The sequence below is a fragment of the Nocardioides euryhalodurans genome, assembly GCF_004564375.1.
Classification (GTDB): Bacteria; Actinomycetota; Actinomycetes; order Propionibacteriales; family Nocardioidaceae; genus Nocardioides; species Nocardioides euryhalodurans.
Window position 1 is genome coordinate 2,978,540 of record NZ_CP038267.1, and the last position, 15,400, is coordinate 2,993,939.

At 68.5% G+C, this 15,400-nt stretch carries 22 protein-coding genes; 15 read left to right on the forward strand and 7 right to left on the reverse strand.

The features are described 5' to 3' along the window. The 11 genes from EXE57_RS14245 to EXE57_RS14290 all read left to right on the forward strand — a co-directional run bounded on the left by EXE57_RS14245 (nt 1) and on the right by EXE57_RS14290 (nt 5,689). Nucleotides 1-1,185: an SRPBCC family protein gene (locus EXE57_RS14245; RefSeq protein ID WP_208542860.1), complete on the forward strand. Its 1,185-nt coding sequence runs from the start codon at nt 1-3 to the stop codon at nt 1,183-1,185. Nucleotides 1,186-1,209: 24 nt separating this feature from the next. Beyond that, complete coding sequence (gvpJ, locus tag EXE57_RS14250; protein WP_135078578.1) at nt 1,210-1,623, forward strand: gas vesicle protein GvpJ; 414 nt, start codon at nt 1,210-1,212, stop codon at nt 1,621-1,623. Then, nucleotides 1,620-2,408, forward strand: coding sequence for a GvpL/GvpF family gas vesicle protein (locus EXE57_RS14255; protein WP_135078580.1), 789 nt, complete (start codon nt 1,620-1,622; stop codon nt 2,406-2,408). The genes gvpJ and EXE57_RS14255 overlap by 4 nt, the downstream gene beginning before the upstream one ends. A 4-nt stretch (nt 2,409-2,412) precedes the next feature. Continuing rightward, nucleotides 2,413-2,667 (forward strand): gas vesicle protein GvpG, encoded by a 255-nt coding sequence (locus EXE57_RS14260; protein ID WP_135078582.1) that lies wholly within the window; start codon nt 2,413-2,415, stop codon nt 2,665-2,667. Continuing rightward, the gene (locus EXE57_RS14265) at nt 2,660-3,064 is read left to right on the forward strand and encodes a gas vesicle protein GvpO (RefSeq protein ID WP_135078584.1); all 405 of its coding nucleotides are present in this window, start codon (nt 2,660-2,662) and stop codon (nt 3,062-3,064) included. Before EXE57_RS14260 ends, EXE57_RS14265 begins: the two co-directional genes overlap by 8 nt. Continuing rightward, on the forward strand, nt 3,061-3,405 hold the full coding sequence (locus EXE57_RS14270; RefSeq protein WP_135078586.1) for a gas vesicle protein: 345 nt from the start codon (nt 3,061-3,063) through the stop codon (nt 3,403-3,405). Before EXE57_RS14265 ends, EXE57_RS14270 begins: the two co-directional genes overlap by 4 nt. Continuing rightward, entirely contained in the window at nt 3,398-4,153 is a 756-nt protein-coding gene (locus EXE57_RS19995) for a GvpL/GvpF family gas vesicle protein (protein WP_208542861.1), read from the forward strand. The genes EXE57_RS14270 and EXE57_RS19995 overlap by 8 nt, the downstream gene beginning before the upstream one ends. Continuing rightward, a complete protein-coding gene (locus tag EXE57_RS20000; protein ID WP_208542862.1) occupies nt 4,150-4,356 on the forward strand; it encodes a gas vesicle protein in 207 nt (68 codons plus the stop codon). Before EXE57_RS19995 ends, EXE57_RS20000 begins: the two co-directional genes overlap by 4 nt. After that, nucleotides 4,353-4,643 (forward strand): gas vesicle protein K, encoded by a 291-nt coding sequence (locus EXE57_RS14280; RefSeq protein ID WP_135078588.1) that lies wholly within the window; start codon nt 4,353-4,355, stop codon nt 4,641-4,643. The genes EXE57_RS20000 and EXE57_RS14280 overlap by 4 nt, the downstream gene beginning before the upstream one ends. A gap of 50 nt (nt 4,644-4,693) precedes the next feature. After that, nucleotides 4,694-4,915 (forward strand): hypothetical protein, encoded by a 222-nt coding sequence (locus EXE57_RS14285; RefSeq protein ID WP_135078590.1) that lies wholly within the window; start codon nt 4,694-4,696, stop codon nt 4,913-4,915. Nucleotides 4,916-5,068: 153 nt separating this feature from the next. Further along, nucleotides 5,069-5,689, forward strand: coding sequence for an alpha/beta hydrolase (locus EXE57_RS14290; RefSeq protein WP_244246845.1), 621 nt, complete (start codon nt 5,069-5,071; stop codon nt 5,687-5,689). Between the two features lie 117 nt (nt 5,690-5,806). On the opposite strand, the gene EXE57_RS14295 is transcribed toward EXE57_RS14290, so the two are convergent. From EXE57_RS14295 to EXE57_RS14310, 4 genes are all read right to left on the reverse strand, one after another. Beyond that, nucleotides 5,807-7,021 carry a mechanosensitive ion channel gene (locus EXE57_RS14295; RefSeq protein ID WP_135078594.1) on the reverse strand — a complete coding sequence of 405 codons (1,215 nt, stop codon included), beginning with the start codon at nt 7,019-7,021 and terminating at the stop codon, nt 5,807-5,809. Between the two features lie 212 nt (nt 7,022-7,233). Then, nucleotides 7,234-7,965: a mechanosensitive ion channel family protein gene (locus tag EXE57_RS14300; RefSeq protein WP_135078596.1), complete on the reverse strand. Its 732-nt coding sequence runs from the start codon at nt 7,963-7,965 to the stop codon at nt 7,234-7,236. Further along, entirely contained in the window at nt 7,958-8,284 is a 327-nt protein-coding gene (locus tag EXE57_RS14305; RefSeq protein ID WP_135078598.1) for a hypothetical protein, read from the reverse strand. Before EXE57_RS14305 ends, EXE57_RS14300 begins: the two co-directional genes overlap by 8 nt. Then, the gene (locus EXE57_RS14310) at nt 8,281-8,805 is read right to left on the reverse strand and encodes an RNA polymerase sigma factor (RefSeq protein ID WP_135078599.1); all 525 of its coding nucleotides are present in this window, start codon (nt 8,803-8,805) and stop codon (nt 8,281-8,283) included. The genes EXE57_RS14305 and EXE57_RS14310 overlap by 4 nt, the downstream gene beginning before the upstream one ends. A 547-nt stretch (nt 8,806-9,352) precedes the next feature. Here EXE57_RS14310 and EXE57_RS14315 point away from each other — a divergent pair. Both EXE57_RS14315 and EXE57_RS14320 read left to right on the forward strand, forming a co-directional pair. Further along, entirely contained in the window at nt 9,353-9,955 is a 603-nt protein-coding gene (locus EXE57_RS14315; RefSeq protein WP_167305920.1) for a response regulator transcription factor, read from the forward strand. 830 nt (nt 9,956-10,785) lie between these two features. Beyond that, on the forward strand, nt 10,786-10,992 hold the full coding sequence (locus EXE57_RS14320; RefSeq protein ID WP_135078603.1) for a hypothetical protein: 207 nt from the start codon (nt 10,786-10,788) through the stop codon (nt 10,990-10,992). Nucleotides 10,993-11,592: 600 nt separating this feature from the next. On the opposite strand, the gene EXE57_RS14325 is transcribed toward EXE57_RS14320, so the two are convergent. The 3 genes from EXE57_RS14325 to EXE57_RS14335 are packed head-to-tail and all read right to left on the reverse strand — an operon-like array spanning nt 11,593 to nt 14,149. After that, a complete protein-coding gene (locus EXE57_RS14325; RefSeq protein WP_135078605.1) occupies nt 11,593-13,170 on the reverse strand; it encodes a phytoene desaturase family protein in 1,578 nt (525 codons plus the stop codon). A gap of 4 nt (nt 13,171-13,174) precedes the next feature. Further along, nucleotides 13,175-13,606 carry an SRPBCC family protein gene (locus EXE57_RS14330; RefSeq protein WP_135078607.1) on the reverse strand — a complete coding sequence of 144 codons (432 nt, stop codon included), beginning with the start codon at nt 13,604-13,606 and terminating at the stop codon, nt 13,175-13,177. 3 nt (nt 13,607-13,609) lie between these two features. Beyond that, complete coding sequence (locus EXE57_RS14335) at nt 13,610-14,149, reverse strand: flavodoxin family protein (RefSeq protein WP_244246846.1); 540 nt, start codon at nt 14,147-14,149, stop codon at nt 13,610-13,612. Between the two features lie 208 nt (nt 14,150-14,357). Here EXE57_RS14335 and EXE57_RS14340 point away from each other — a divergent pair, with 208 nt between their 5' ends. Together EXE57_RS14340 and EXE57_RS14345 are read left to right on the forward strand one after the other, a co-directional pair. Next, nucleotides 14,358-14,537 carry a hypothetical protein gene (locus tag EXE57_RS14340; RefSeq protein WP_135078609.1) on the forward strand — a complete coding sequence of 60 codons (180 nt, stop codon included), beginning with the start codon at nt 14,358-14,360 and terminating at the stop codon, nt 14,535-14,537. A 58-nt stretch (nt 14,538-14,595) separates the two neighbouring features. Beyond that, nucleotides 14,596-15,204, forward strand: a complete 609-nt coding sequence (locus EXE57_RS14345; protein WP_244246847.1) for an endonuclease — start codon at nt 14,596-14,598, stop codon at nt 15,202-15,204. Nucleotides 15,205-15,400: the final 196 nt, after the last annotated feature.

Genomic DNA, 15,400 nt, shown 5'->3' on the forward strand with positions numbered 1-15,400 from the left:
ATGGACAAGTTCAAGGATGCCGGACGGAACGCTCTGGGCGCACTGGGCAAGAAGGCCCTCGGAACCGTCTCAGACAGGGTCGGAGGTCTGACCGAGAAGTTCGACGGCGTCGCCGGAGGCGGCCCCGTCGGAAAGGCGGTGGCCGAGGGCGGAAAGGCGAAGGCCGAGGGGGGCTCCGCAGTGGGCGGCGCGCTCAAGGGCGCGGCCTCCGGGGTGAAGGACAAGCTCACCGGGGGCGGCGAGAGCAGCGGAGGGGGCAAGCCGACCAAGTCGACGAACATCGTCGAGACCATCGATGTCGGAGTGCCGATCAAGGTCGCCTACAACCAGTGGACCGAGTTCGGTTCCTTCCCGAGCTTCATGAAGAAGGTCGAGAGCGTGCAGGCGCCCGAGGAGAACAAGCTCGAGTTCAGCGCGAAGATCTTCTGGTCCCAGCGCAGCTGGGAAGCAACCATCCAGTCCCAGATTCCTGACGAGCGCATCGTCTGGCGCTCCAAGGGTCAGAAGGGGCACGTGGACGGTGCGGTCACCTTCCATGAGATCGGGCCCAACCTGACACGCATCCTGGTCGTCCTCGAGTACTACCCCAAGGGGTTCTTCGAGAAGACCGGCAACATCTGGGAGGCGCAGGGACGACGTGCCCGGGCCGAGCTCCGCCACTTCCGTCGCCACGTGATGACTCGCACCCTGCTCGAGCCCGACGAGGTGGAGGGCTGGCGCGGCACGATCGAGGACGGCGAGGTCGTGGAGTCCCACGAGGATGCCGTCGAGCGCGAGGAGCAGGAGGAGGCCGAAGCCGCAGAGCAGGAGGACGGCGGCGGCGAGTACGACGAGTCCGACGAGTCCGACGAGCCGGAGGGCGAGGACGAGTACGAGGAGGACGAGGAAGCGGCCGAGGGCGAGGAGCCTGAGGACGAGTACGAGGACGCCGATGAGGCGGAGGAGTACGACGACGCCGAGGCTGAGGAAGAGCCGGAGGCCGAGGAGTACGAGGAGCCCGAGGGCGATGAGCCCGAGGACGAGTACGAGGACGCCGAGTCCGAGGAAGAGCCGGAGTCCGAGGAAGAGACCGAGGAGTACGAGGAGGAGCCGGAGGCCGAAGAGGCCGAGGACGAGTACGCTCCCGAAGAGGAGCCGGAGGAGCAAGAGGAAGAGAAGCCCAGGCGGAAGCGCCGGGCTCGCTGACCCAACCTGAGCAAGGAGAAACGGATGACTGTTCAATCCCAGCGCCGGGGCGGCGGCTACCTCGAGCGCCCGGCCCCGAGCGGACTCGCAGACGTCATCGAGATCATCCTCGACAAGGGCATCGTCATCGATGCTTACGTACGCGTTTCCTTGGTCGGCATCGAGCTGCTGACGATCGATGCCCGCATCGTGATCGCGAGCGTCGACACCTACCTGCGCTTCGCCGAGGCGACGAACCGGCTCGATCTTCTCGAGCAGGGCGGCGGCAAGCCCCTCGACGAGTTCATCGGCAACATGCAGGAGAGCGGCGCAGGCCGCAAGGTCAAGGGTGCCGTGAGTGGCGCGAAGAAGGCCTTGTCCAGCAGCGACGACGACGAGGATGACCGCGAGCGTCGTCCCGCGAAGAAGACGTCGTCGCGTCGGCGGTCCTCTGCATGAGTGGAGTCACCGGTGCCGCCAGCCGTGAGGACGCTGCGCCGGCGTCCACCGAGTCCGGCTTGTTCGTCTACGGAGTCATGGATTCACGTGACTCGGTGCCGGACGGGCTGACCGGCCTGGACGCTGAGCCGGTCACGACTCTGGCGTCAGGGAGGGTCGCGGCGATCGTCACCCGGGTGTCGATCGAGCGCCCTCCCGGGCGCGGAGCGGAGCTGCTGGCCTACAACGCCGTGCTGGACGCCCTGGCTCAGGGGCCGACGGCGGTGGCACCGGTCCGTTTCGGCTCCGTGCTCGGCGACGAGCAGGCCGTGGTGGAGGAGTTCCTGGCGCCTGACGAAGACTACTTCGCGGAGCTCCTGGCCAGCCTGCAAGGTCGGGACCAGTACATGTTCCAGGCGGTCTACGACGAGCAGCAGATCCTCAGTGAGGTCGTGGCGGCCGAACCCGAGATCGCAGAGCTGCGGCGCTACACCAGCGGACTCCCGGAGGACGCCGCCTATGGAGAGCGAGTGCGGCTGGGCGAGCTGGTGGCCGCAGCGGTCGAAGGCCGCCGCTCGATGGACGCTGAGTGGTTGCTCGAGCAGGTCCTCCCGCTCAGCGAAGCGCACTCCCTGCGCGCCGTCTCCGGTCTCGAACGGGTGGTGGACGTGGCCCTGCTCGTCGACAGCGACCGCCGGGAGGACTTCGAGGCCCGTCTGGAGACACTGGCCGAGGAAGTGCACGGTCGGCTGCGGCTCCGGCTCATGGGGCCCACCGCGCCGTACGACTTCACCGGAGGGATCTGATCTGATGGGACTGATCACCGGGATTCTCGGCCTACCGCTCGCGCCAGTCAGAGGAGTGGCGGCGGTCGCGGAGCAGGTGCTCCACCAAGCTGAGGACGAGTTCTACGACCCGGCGAACATCAGGGCCGAGCTGGAGCGGACCTCCAGAGCGCGCGAGGAGGGCGAGCTCAGCGACGACGAAGCCACCGCACGCGAGGATGAGCTGATCGAACGGCTGATGATCGGCAACCAACGAGCACGAGAGGGTCGACATGGCTGAGAAGAGCGCGGCCAGCACGGAGTCGGAGAGTTCCGGGACACCTCCCACGAAGAAGACCGGCGCCAAGCGAGCGCCAGCCAAGAAGAACACTCGCTCCGGCGCATCGGCGCGAGCACCCCGGGCGGAGCCCGCTCGCAAGATCACCGGCGCGAAGGTGGCCGAGCAGGCAGTGCGCCAGCTCGGCGAGCTGACCTCGAAGGAGATCGAGGGAGTGACCGCGCTGCAGCGGACCGAGGATGGCTGGCAGGTCGAGCTGGAGGTCCTCGAGCTCCGGCGGATCCCTTCGACCACGGACGTGCTCGGTACCTACCAGGTGGGTCTCGACGCTTCAGGTGAGCTCCAGGAGTACCGACGACTGGGGCGGTACGTCCGCGGACAGGCGGAGGATGGCGCATGACCGAACAGGGTGCTGGCCCCCCGTCGCGGTCCTACCAGAGCAGCCCCGGGCAGTTCGGCCGTCCCCAGCCGGCGAACCTCGCCGACATCCTCGAGCGTGTCCTCGACAAGGGCATCATCATTGCGGGTGACATTCGTGTGAACCTGCTCGACATCGAGCTGCTGACCATCAAGATCCGGCTCCTGATCGTCTCCGTCGACAAGGCGCAGGAGATGGGGATCGACTGGTGGCGCAACGATCCGATGTTGAATGCGTCTGCGCAGGAGCTGACCGAGGAGAACCAGCGTCTGCAGAGCCGGATCGACGAGCTCGAGTCCGACAGGAGTGAGCGCGGTGACTGACACCGCGCGCTACGCCTACGCCGTCGCGCGCCACCTGGACGCGGCGGCCGTGGACGGCGTCCCCGGGGTGCACGGCGCCGATCTCTCTGTCGTGCGTCACTGCGGCTTGGACGCCGTGCTGAGTGACGTGCCCCTGCCAGAGTTCGACGAGCAGGGGCTCAAGCAGAATCTCGAGGACTTCACATGGCTCGAGGCCGTGGCGCGGGCACACGACGACGTGGTCTGGGCAGTGGCGTCGTCGGCGCCGACGGCACCCCTGCGTCTGGCAACAATCTTCCTCGACGACGACGCTGTGCGGCGGCGCCTCGAGGAGCTGCAAGGTCAGCTCACCGAGGTGCTGGACCGTGTCGAGGGGCGGGCCGAGTGGAGTGTGAAAGTCATCGCGCCGCCGCGTGGCGGCGCGTCCGAGTCTCCTGCCCCGACCTCCGGCGCGGAGTTCCTGCGCCGGCGCAAGGCAGAGGCCGAGGAGCGCGAACAGCATCTCGAGGACGGCACTCGCGCGGCCGAGGAGGTCCACCAGGAGCTGGTCGCCCTCACGGTGGCTTCCCGCCTGTTGCCGCCCCAGGATCCGCAGCTCACGGGGCACCGCGGGACCATGGTCCTCAACGGCGCGTACCTGGTCCCTCACGATGCAGGAATGGCCTTCGCCGACCGGGTGCGCGACCTCGGCGCCCGGCACACCGGTCTCAGCGTCGAGGTGGCGGGGCCGTGGCCGCCCTACTCCTTCGCCGTTCTGGAGGAGATGTGACCAGTTCAGCCGTCGAAGCCCGACCTGCTCGCGCGGCAGCACAACAGCAGATCGCCCTCGTGGACCTGCTGGACCGGCTCCTGGGCACGGGCGTCGTGCTGTCCGGTGACATCGTGATATCGCTGGCCGGCGTCGATCTGGTGCAGGTCAGCCTCCGCGCCCTCATCACGACCGTCCGCGCGGAGATGGTGACGGTGCCATGACCGAGCGTCCGAGCATCCCCCAGCGGCTGGAGACCGATCACGAGAGCGTCGAGCGCGACCTCTTCAAGCTCGTCCTCACCATCATCGAGCTGGTCCGTCAGCTGATGGAGAAGCAAGCACTCAGGCGCGTCGACGAGGGTGACCTGAGTGACGAGCAGATCGAGGGCCTCGGGCTCGGACTGATGCACCTGGAGCGGGCCATGGAGGAGCTCAAGGCCCGCTACGACCTCACGACCGAGGACCTGGACATCGACCTAGGGCCCTTGGGGTCGTTGCTCAGCTCTTGAGGGCTTCCCGGATCGCAGTTGCGGCATACCCGCCCCACCAAGGAGGAGAAATGGCACAGGAGTCCCAGAACGACGTGAGGACGCAGCTGCTCGAGCTCCTGCTCGACAAGGTCGAGCAGGATCAGTACCCCTCGTCGACGATGCTTGACCTGATCGAGGAGCTCGTCTCCCCGGACGAGGTCGAGGAGTACGCCGGCGTTCTCATGGCAAAGCTCGAGGGCGAGACGTATCCCAGCAACTCGCTCATCCGACGGGTCATGGCTCTCCGGTGACCCAGGAGCCATCATCAGGACGACGGTGACGCTTCGCCGTCCACGTCCGTGGGGGGCCGTGTGGCGCGACCTGATGCCCTCACTCGACGACGGCGGTCGATGACGTCGGCGCGGGTGGTACCCGTGCACGTGCCGCGAGACCCGACAGCCCAGGTGCTGGTGCTGCACGGCGGTGGTGCACGTCGACACGGCGTTCGGGTCAGTCCGACCCAGTTGTCCGTCGTGAGGATGGTGCCCATAGCGCGCCGCATCGCCCTGGGGGGACGAGATCGTCTCGCCGTCTTCCGCCTGCTCAACTCCTCACGCGGGTGGGACGCCCACCACACGCCGGTGCACGACGTCGCGTGGGCGCTGGGGCAACTTCGCTCCCGTCTGGGCAGGAACCTGCCGACAGGGCTGGTCGGGCACTCGCTGGGTGGGCGGGCCGCCCTCCTCTCGGCGGACGAGCCATCAGTTCGCAGCGTGGTCGCGCTAGCCCCCTGGGTCTATGCCACTGATGGCCGACGAGACCTGTCGGGGCGGCGGGTGCTGCTGGTCCATGGCACGGAGGACCACATCGCGAGCCCAGCCAGGTCATCGGCGGTTGCGAGTGACCTGCGCAGGACTGCGGAGGTGGGGTACATCTGCATCGAGGGCGGGCGCCACGCCATGGTGCGTCACCATCATCAGTTCGACGGGTACGCAGCCGAGTTCACCCGCGCGACCCTGCTCGACGACACGGTGTCGGGCCCGGTCGCTCGGGTCCTGGCGGGTGAGACCTGGGTGGACGTCTGAGACCTCGTCCCGACGAGCATTGGCGGCGGGCACGAGCGAGCGCCGCCCTTCTGCAGAAGGGCGGCGCTCTGCATCACGAGGCTCGCGACGCCAGTGGATCGGGCGAGCCGCTTCGTTCTACGAGGTCGTCCCACCTGCGGAGGAGCCACTCTCGATCTCAGCGCGTGCCTCGAGTCGCTGCAGCTGGCGGGCGGCAGCCTCGCGGCCGCCGAGACCGAAGGCGAGGGCTGCGGCCGCGGCGCCACCGACGACGATCGCTCCGAAAGCCAGGTTGACGATGGAGTCGGCCAGACCCATCGAGCCGAGACCGATCGCGACGAACAATGCGATGGTGGCGTACCTCAGGATCTGTCCTGCCCGGCCGGAGACAAACCTGGGGGCCAGGTTCGCGATGAAGACCCCGACCGCGATGATGGCGACGCCGAGGAGGATGCCGCCGGCGACCTCGAGGACGGTGTCGAGGATGCGGGTGACTTCGGGGAAGCCGAGCACGCGAGTGGCAGCAACCGCGAAGAAGAGCACGATCGCGACCTGTACGGCCCTCGCGATCACCCTGGAAGGCGGGGTGGCTGTGGTCCCGCCAGCCCCCAGGTCGGCGAGGACGCGGTCGGTGCCGAGGCCCTGAAGTGTCGACTCCAGCAGCGGTGCCACGAATCGGGAGATCAGGTAACCGATCCCCAGCAGCAGCGCCGCGGCGATGACCGACGGGATGGCGTTGAGGATCAGGGTCAGCATCTGCGTGGCCGGCTCCGCGATCGCCTCGATGCCGAGGACCTGCAGGGCTGAGATCGACACCACGATGAGGATCAGCGCGAAGACCAGCTGACCAGCGATGCGCGAGAGCGGCGGGGCCGTCGTGGTCGTGGCGGCGCGGGTTCCCGTCGTCCCGGGTGAGGTAGCAGCCGGCTCATCGGTGCGCCCCAGCCAGTTGTCCGCTCCGGCCGTGCGCAGGGACGTCTCGACCAGCTGCCGCACGATCCGGGCCAGGACCAGGCCGATGAAGAAGATGATGGCGGCACCGGCGATGCCCGGGAGCGCTGCAAGGACCCTCTGAAGCAGATCCTGGATGGGCGCCACCACCTCGGTGAGCGCGAAGAGGTTCAGGATCGCGATCAGCCCGAACAACCAGACCACCAGCGAGGCGATCGTGGCCAGGGACTGCCCGAGTGACTGTCCGCTGGAGTCCTCCCGTTGCAGCACCTTCACCCGCTCGAGGCTCTTGCTCAACAAGGTCTTGATCAGCTTCGCGATCAGCCACGTGACGATGAGGATGACCACCGCCGCGGCCACGCGCGTCAAGATTCCCGCGACGTCGAAATCGTCCAGAGTCATTGCAATTCTCCCCTGAGATAGACCTACGCCGACGAGGTGCCGGCTCTCCCTGGGGGACTGCAGGTCACGCGCTCCCTCGGACCTGCCGGAAGCCCCCTCGGGTACCCGGCGACGCTAGTCCGGACCCTCCCGCAGGGGCCCATCCCCACGGGTGGTGACAGGGCAGGTGACCTCTGGTCGACTGAGGGGGGATCGGTCGGGCTGAGCCGTCGTCACTGCTCGGGACGGGGCGGACGGGTGACCGTGATGGGGCCGTCCAGCATGACCGTGTTGGGGACGTGCGTGGTCCCCGGAGCGTCACCCTCCATCTCGGTGGTGGCCGCGTGCAGGGCGACGACGGTGCCGTTGACCCCCTCGGTGTGTACGTGGTCGCCCTCGCTCAGGATGCGCCGGAGGTAGCGGCCGGCGGCGACCTCGCGGGCGACGTGACGACCTCCGAGCCCGATCAGCAGCGCCATCGCAGTGGCGAGGCACAGCAGCACCGCTGCGAAGGTCAGCGTGAGGAGCTCGGTGTTGACGCCGAGCTGGCCGAGCGCCAGCAGGACGACCACCACCATGATCACGCTTCGCAGCACGATCACCATCTCGCGCCTGGTCCGGCCGGTTGCGCGGGCCAGCCCGGCCCCGAGGAGGGTGCCGGCCAACGTGGCCGCCGCCCGGCCGACGATGAGCATGAGGATCGCGATCAGCACCTGGGGCAGGAAGGCGAGCACCCGCTCGCCCAGTGGCTCGAGCGCGCCCGGCGCGAGGATCCCCACCGCTACGGCGATTCCCAGGGCCAGGACAACCCAGAAGACGAAGGCTGCGGCAGGGCCCGCGAGGCCCTCGAGGGAGCGGCGACGCTCCTGGGGAGCGACGAGCCGGCGTGTCAGCGCGCCCAGGATGGATCCGAGCGCCAGTCCGGCCAGGATCGCGGCCAGTGCGTAGATCACCTGTTCACTCATCGTCTCTTCCTTCGTCCACGGTCCCCTCCAGCAGCAGCCGCGATGTCGCGGGCCCGACGTCCATGAGCTCGGTGAACACGGAGATGGCTTCCCTCTCTGCGATGCGTGACTCGAGACGATCCCACAGCGCCGCCTCCAACGAGGGACGGGGCATGGTGTCAGCCTCCAGTTCTGCCCGGATCCGGGGCTCGAGGTCAGTGATCTGTTCCAGCCGCTCCAGGCACAGCGGGCAGTGCTGGGCGTGTCGGGCCGCCCGGCGGCTGGGGCCGCCTGTGGACCACCTTTCGAGGGTGGTGTCGGAAGGGTGGCGCCAGCTCATCGCGGGCCTCCCTTCGGGGCCGAGCGCAGCCGCGCCCGAGCCCGGAACAACCGGGTCTTGACCGTCGGCATCGGGACCCCGAGCACGTCGCTGATCTCGGCGTAGGTGAGCTGCTCGACCTCACGCAGCACGACCACGGCCCGGCTGAGCGGGTCGAGCGCGTCGAGCGCCTCGTCGATGAGCAACCGACCCTCCACCACGTCGTCGGGATGGCGGGGCTCCTGAATCGGCAACCTCCGGGGGTCGGTCGAGTCCTCCCGGATCGTCCGCAGGGTCGAGACAGCGAGGTTGTGCGCGATTCGGAGCAACCAGTGCAGGATCGGGGCGTCCCCACGATAGCTGTCGTGGTGCTGCCACGCCTTGATGAACGTTTCCTGGGTCACGTCCTCGGCCAGCCCAGGGTCGCGGAGCACGGATCGGGCCATCCGGTAGACCGAGGCGCCGTGCTCGGTGAAGAGCCGTCGTAGTGCGGCCTCCGAGTCCAGGGCAGGTGGCTGCCCGGCACCTGGTTCTCCTGCCATTGACTGATCATGGCCTTCCCTGAGTCGTAACCCCCTGAGGAGGACGCCGGCGGAGGCGAAAAAGTCGCACCAAAGGGGGTCTTCGAAGAAATGTGGTCCTCCGTTGCGACTTTGTCACGTCCTGTCGCGTCTCCGAGTGGAAGACGACCCTCCAGCGAGGAGCAAGATCGCATGGAAGACCTCTCGACGGCAGGCCTGGCCACCGTCTGTGCCGGACGTCGATCGACGTGACCGGGACTGCGGAGTCCTCGCCGTTGCCGGCACTTCGGGACTCTGTGGACCGTGCGCCGGCCGCAGCATGCGCATGACGCCCGCTGAACGCCACCGCCGACACCCGTTCTGCCCTCGGTCCTCCTGCCCTCGCTGGCAGGTCAGGGTCGACCCCACCCATCGAAGAAGGGACAACCGCATGGCGACGACGAGCATGCTCACCTCTCCGCGCAGCCATCTGCCGAGCCCGTCACACCACTCCCTGCCCGGGGTGCGAGCGACGCACGGTGCTGACCTCGAGCCCCAGCGGCGGCCAGTGGCGCACGGGCTCGTGCGGGTGGCGGTCGTCGAGCCGCACGACGTGGTGGTCGCAGGCTGGACGCAGCTGCTCGAGACGGCGTCGACGGGTCGTTACGTGGTCGCCGATCCCGACTGCCCGGAGATCCCTGATGTGACGCTCTACGGGGTGTACTCCAGCGACTCGGCGAGCTCGCACGACTCCGGCCTCCACGACCTGCTCCGCAGTACTGGGTCCACGGTGATCGCGACCCATTGGGACGACACACCGACGGTCGTGGAGGCGGCATTGAGTTGCGGCGCGCACGGAGCACTCTCCCAACGGCTTCCGCAGGCGCGGCTGCTCGAGGGGATCGAGAGCATCCACCGGAGGCGGGACCGCGCGCAGTGCCCTCCTTCCGGCGACTACTGCCACCCTGAGATCGCGCACAGTGGACTCACCCCTCGCGAGCTCGACGTGCTGAGGCTGATCGCAGCAGGGCTCAGCAACCAGGAGATTGCGGGGCAGCTCTATCTGAGCCTCAACACGGTCAAGACCTATATCCGGACCGGTTATCGCAAGATCGGCGCCGAGCGGCGACCGCAAGCCGTGATCTGGGCAAGCCAGCACGGACTCGTAGCACCGGTCCCTGCGAACTCCTGACAGCCGGACGGCCCCCGCTCGCCGTCAGCGAACGGGAGCCTACTCCTGCGTGGTCGCCACCCAACTGACACGCGGGACAGCGACAGGAGTTGGGAGCAGATCCCGGGCTCTACTCCCTCGTCCGTGATGCGGTGAAACATCACCCATCACTCGTTCAGGCTAGGAGCGACAGTGGCTGCGCGGCTCACCCCTTTAGTGGCGGGTCTGATCGGTGGCGTGAAGTGCACATCGTGAGTCCGGGAAGCGTCGGGCGCGACACGAATGTCGTGGTGTCGTCCGGGTACGAAGTCGTCAGGGAGAGAGGGAGCTTCTCAGATGGAAGGCCGTCCGATTCATTGCCCGGGAAGCCAGACCGGGGGGACCTTGGTGAACTCGGTTGCGTGTCCGGGGAGGCAGCGATGAGCAGATACGCGGTCGCAGCAGTCCGAACCTGGTGGTTGGTCGCCTTGGTCCTCACGCTGAACGCCGCCGCTTGGGATCCCTCGCCAGTTCTCATTGCTCCTGCCACCGCTATCGGGTTCTGGGTCCTGCTCGGCTCCGGGCTAGTCAGGCGTACGAGAGCACGTGGCCCTGGGGCAATTGTCAGAGCGATGGGCGACGGGTTGCTTTCCGCGCTGGTCTTCCTGACAGCGTGCGGGTTGTGGACTCAGCTCGGTTACGTAGGAATCGCGCTCTTCGTCGCTCTCGTGGCGTGCTCACCGCCAGTTCTCCGCGTGTTGGCGGAACGTCGGCCAGCACCCGAAGCGTCGAGCGATCGGGTGGGCCAGGGGGCCGGCGGAACCACCCGTCCGTCCTTCTCCATGGTGCCTCGACACCCGCGCTTTTCCTCCATGACCACGCCCGAACTGGGGGAGGTCTGGGCGATCTCAGGCATGGCTCTGCCGGAGGCCGACGACTCCACCGACAGCCTGGCTCTGGTCGACCTGCGGCAACGCCTCCTCGAGGAGCTTCAGCGACGTGATGCGGCGGCGCTGCATGAGTGGCTTAAGTCCGAGCCGTCTCCCGCCAGTGACCCAACGCGCTACTTCTCCCGATGAAGCGATCGCTTCTCGAGTCAGCCTCGACCCGAGGTCGCTCTGTCGTCCCCAGAAGAAGTCCGGTCCTCGTCCAGGCTTCGTCAGCAGCCATGCGACGACCGTGTGATCGCTGACGCTCCGGACCCGGAATGCATCACCCGACATTCGCACGATCAACGGGGTTACTTCCGGTGCGGATCCCGCAGCACTCGGATTCCGAGCCACGTCGCGAGCGGGATTCCGACGACGATCACGATCAGGAGAACCCACTGGCTTGTCGACACGTCCAGCAGTGTAGAACGGACGCTCGCCTCGAAGTCGCTACGGGCCGGTGACTTACAACGGAGTGATGTCATAGGGACCGGACGCCGAGGTCCGCCTGGCGCGGTGACGTGCACCCTGCTGTCGTGGCGAAAGGTCAGCTCGTCGTACCGCTGTCTGTCAGCCACTGACCCCGCCGTGTCCCCTGCCGGGCCTCGCGAAGCCAGGCCCTGGTTCGCAGGCGTACGTGCTCAGGGTGGGTGCCGGACTCAGGGGACCAGCACCACCTCGGCAGGTTGGTCGGGTTTTGGTCGAGTCGCCTTCCTTGCGGACCGGCACGGGAACCGTGAACTTCCGTCGTCATCGGCGCCAAGGACGTAACCGCGCATGCGCGAGCGCGGCACGTGCGGCGTTCATCCCGGGGGCGCCGTGGACCCCGCCGCCCGGATGCGCAGAGGCCGACCCGAGGTAGAGCCCCCTCACCGGCGTCTCGGCGCGCCCGTGCCCCGGCACCGGACGGAAGACCAGCTGCTGGTGCAGCTGCGCGGTTCCGCCGTTGATCGATCCGCCCTGCAGGTTGGCGTTCATCTCCTCCAGCTCCCTGGGTCCGAGGACCCGCCGCGCCACGATGCATTGCGCAAGACCGGGGGCGAAGCGCTCGAGGCGCGCCTGCATCCGGTCCGCCATCCGCTCCCGGTCGGTGTGGTCCCAGGCGCCGCGGATGCCGCTGTCCCCAGCGTCTCGCGTCACGTTCTGGGGGACGTGGGTGTAGGCCCAGAGGGCCTCGGTGCCGGCGGGGGAGCGCGTCGGATCTGCGACGCTCATCTGCCCAGCCAAGAGGAACGGGTGGGCCGGCACGGCACCCGCGGCGACCTGGCTCATCGACTCAGCCATCTCGCTCACCGAGTCGGCGATGTGGACGGCCCCGGGTGCGCACAGAGGGGCAACCTCCCACGGCACGGGTGAGGAGAGCGCCCAGTCGACCTTGACCGTGGCAGCGTCGAGACGGAACCGCTGCATGGCGCGCAACAAGCGTGGCGGGAGCTGGTCAGCTGCCACCAGATCACCGTAGAGACGAGTCGCGAGCACATCGGCGATGATCGCGCGGCCTGCTGCGACGTACGTCTCCCCACCGACCTCGACCCCGACCGCGGTGCGCGAACGAGTGACCACCTTCGTGACGGGCGAGGAGCAGCGGATCTCGCCGCCACGAGACTCGATTCGCCGGGCGAGCGCCTGCGTCAGCTTGCCAGCGCCACCGACCGGGACGGGGAATCCGACGGTCTGGCCGAGCATGGAGAGCAGCAGCCCCATCAGGCCGGACCCGGCCCCATCGAGCGGGATGTCTGCGTGAGCGGCATTGCCGGCGAGCAACAGCCGGGGCGCCTCACCCCGGAACCGGCTGCCCCCGAGGCTGACGGCGGGTTCGAGCAAGGTGCGGAGGAAGTCGAGCCCACCGACGGACCTCAGGCGGGTCAGCAGCCCAGTCGCGTGGCGCAGTGGCGGAAAGGGGGTGAGGAGCGCGCCCACGAGGTGCTCACCGACCCGGTCCCACTCCGCACAGAGATCGAGCCATGCCTGACCGTCTCCAGGCGCCTCCTCGTCGAAGAGCTTTGCGGTGGCGTCACGATCCGGGTGCAGCAAGGCCCACGGCGCGTTCGGCCTGGGGTGGCCGAGCACCGCGGGTGCCTGGGTCCACCTGAGACCGTGCTGCTCGAGGTCGAAGGAACGGATGGTGGGCGACGTCGCGGCCAGAGGATAGAAGGCGCTGAAGGTGTCGTGGACAAAGTCGGCGTGGAGGCTCCGGTCGCTCTTGACGGCGCCGCCTACCTCCTCCTGGGCCTCCAGGACCAGCACCGACCAACCCGCGTCCAAGAGGTGGTTGGCCGCGACGAGACCGTTGGGGCCGGCACCGATGACGATCGCATCGTGGCCCATGCCCTCAGCGTCCTTCCGCCACCGAGGCCAGACGGCGCAGAGTCTCCCGGTTGCGCCACGTCAGCAAGGGAGATCGCAGCGGTGCGGGCATGAGCCGCCCAGGCCCAGACACCGCGTCCTCGCGGATCTCCACGAGAGTCCCTTCGCCCTCCGGCGTCAGGGTGAGGAGCACCTCGGCCTCACCCGCAGGCCACCCGCGTGCCTTGAGCCGGAGCGCTGCGCCCGGCATGACCTCGAGGACCTCGGTGGTGTCGTCGATGACGAGCGGCCAGACCCCGGCGGAGTGGTGCAGCTTGGCCCCCGGGGCCGGCCACGTCTCGTCAACCTGCCGCATGCGCGTGGCACCCACTACCCAGAGCGGATAGAGCCATCCGTCGGCGAGCACGTCCCAGACCTTCCCCGGGGGTGCGTCGACGTGGCGTCGGTTCGTGGTCATCAGCTATCTCCTCAGGTCGGGCGGTCGGGTCGCTGTCGGGCGTTCACTGCGATGGCGGAGGCGGGAAGCTCCGCGAGGCCAGTAGTCGTGCGAGGTGGGCGGCGTTGAGTGCGGCGGTACGCGTGGTCTGGTCCGTCCCCTCGGGCGTCTGCCCGAGGTCGTTGTCGTCGGTGCCCTGCATGGCCGTGCCCACCCAGTAGGTGCTTGCGTTGGCCGGGACGTCTCGGCGATCTCGCCGTCGAGCCTCTCGAGAACCATCTTGCACACGGAGGCGGGCTGGCCCATCCAGATCGGGGTGGCCAGCACCAGGATGTCGGCGTCGATCACCAGCTGCCGGATGCGGGGCCAGGCGTCACCCCCGCCCTCGTCGGTGCTCACCCCCCAGCGGATGTGGTGGTCGACGCCACGGACCACCTCGCCCGCGGTGCCGTGCTCCTCCAGCGCGTCGAGCACCTGTTGCCCGAGCGTGAAAGTGCTGGACGGCGCCGGCGACGGCTTGAGCGTGCCTGCCAGGACGAGGGCGCGCAGGTAGCGATCGGTCATGGTCGTCCTCGTGCCCCGATCCGTCCTGGGACATGCCAGCCCGGCTGTGATGTGGACCGCTGTACGCGGGCAGTCCTGATGGTGACACCCCGGACATGAGCGGCTGGGGCTGCCTGATGACTGCAGGAGGGGCCTCGGTGTCCGCTCGCCCGAGGCCCCCCGGTCGAACCGTGGGTGTCGATCGAGAAGGATCGGGTACGCACCTACCATGAGAACGCACAAGGACGTGAACAGGCCCGAGCTCGACGAGGAACCGGTCAAGCAGGAAGGGCAGCTCTCCGAGACATCTGCCCTCGACGAACCCGAGCCCGCGGGTGACGCCGACGCCACGGACAAGTCCACCGGGACCGTTCCCGACTGGCCGGACAGCTCGGAATGGGAAGAGTGAGGCGCTTGCCGGCCTTGGGAACCGAATGCGAGTCCCTCCCCACAGCGGAGCGCCCCGCGTGACGACCTCGCACCACGAGATCGTGGCCGACCTGCTCGAGCACGGGCGCGGCACGTACGCCCTCGAAGGTGGAATCACACTGCGCGACAAGCCCGCCCCGCTGTTCCAGCTGTTGGTGCTCTGCACGCTCGCGGCGACCCGCATCGATGCGGGACTGGCGGCCGCAGCGGCACGAGAGCTGTTCCGGGCCGGGTGGAGAACGCCCGAGCGCCTGGCTGAGTCCACGTGGCAGCAGCGTGTGGACGCGTTGGGCCGGGGCGGCTACCGCCGCTACGACGAGAGCACGGCCTCCAGCCTGGAGGAGACGGCCACCCGGGTGCTGAGGGACCATGACGGCGACTTGCGAGCCCTGCGGCCGTCCGCCCGATCCGCGGTGCCTGATCTCGAGGACGCCATCGCGTCCTTTCCACGCATCGGGCCGGTCGGCGCCCGGCTCTTCTGCAGGGAGGTGCAGGAGGTGTGGCCCGCAGTCCGCCCGTACTTCGACCCGCGGGCACTGCGCAGGGCAGAGACACTGGGGCTGCCCACCGACCCCGAGGCTCTCGCCTCGCTCGCACCGCGAGGTCGGCTGACTGACCTCGCAGCAGCGCTCGGGCGTAGTTCCTGATCCGGCCGCGGTCACGAGACCGTGGCGTGTGCGTTCCCGCGAGGGCCCCGCGAACTCTTGTCCACGACGGCGGTGCACCGTGACCGCGGGCCACCCGAGAGCACGTCCACGATTGAGCTGACCGTCGGCACCACGCGATGGTGCGCACCCCAGGACCGAGCAGCGAGGGAGCGTGACCGCCGGTCCCGTCGGAGTG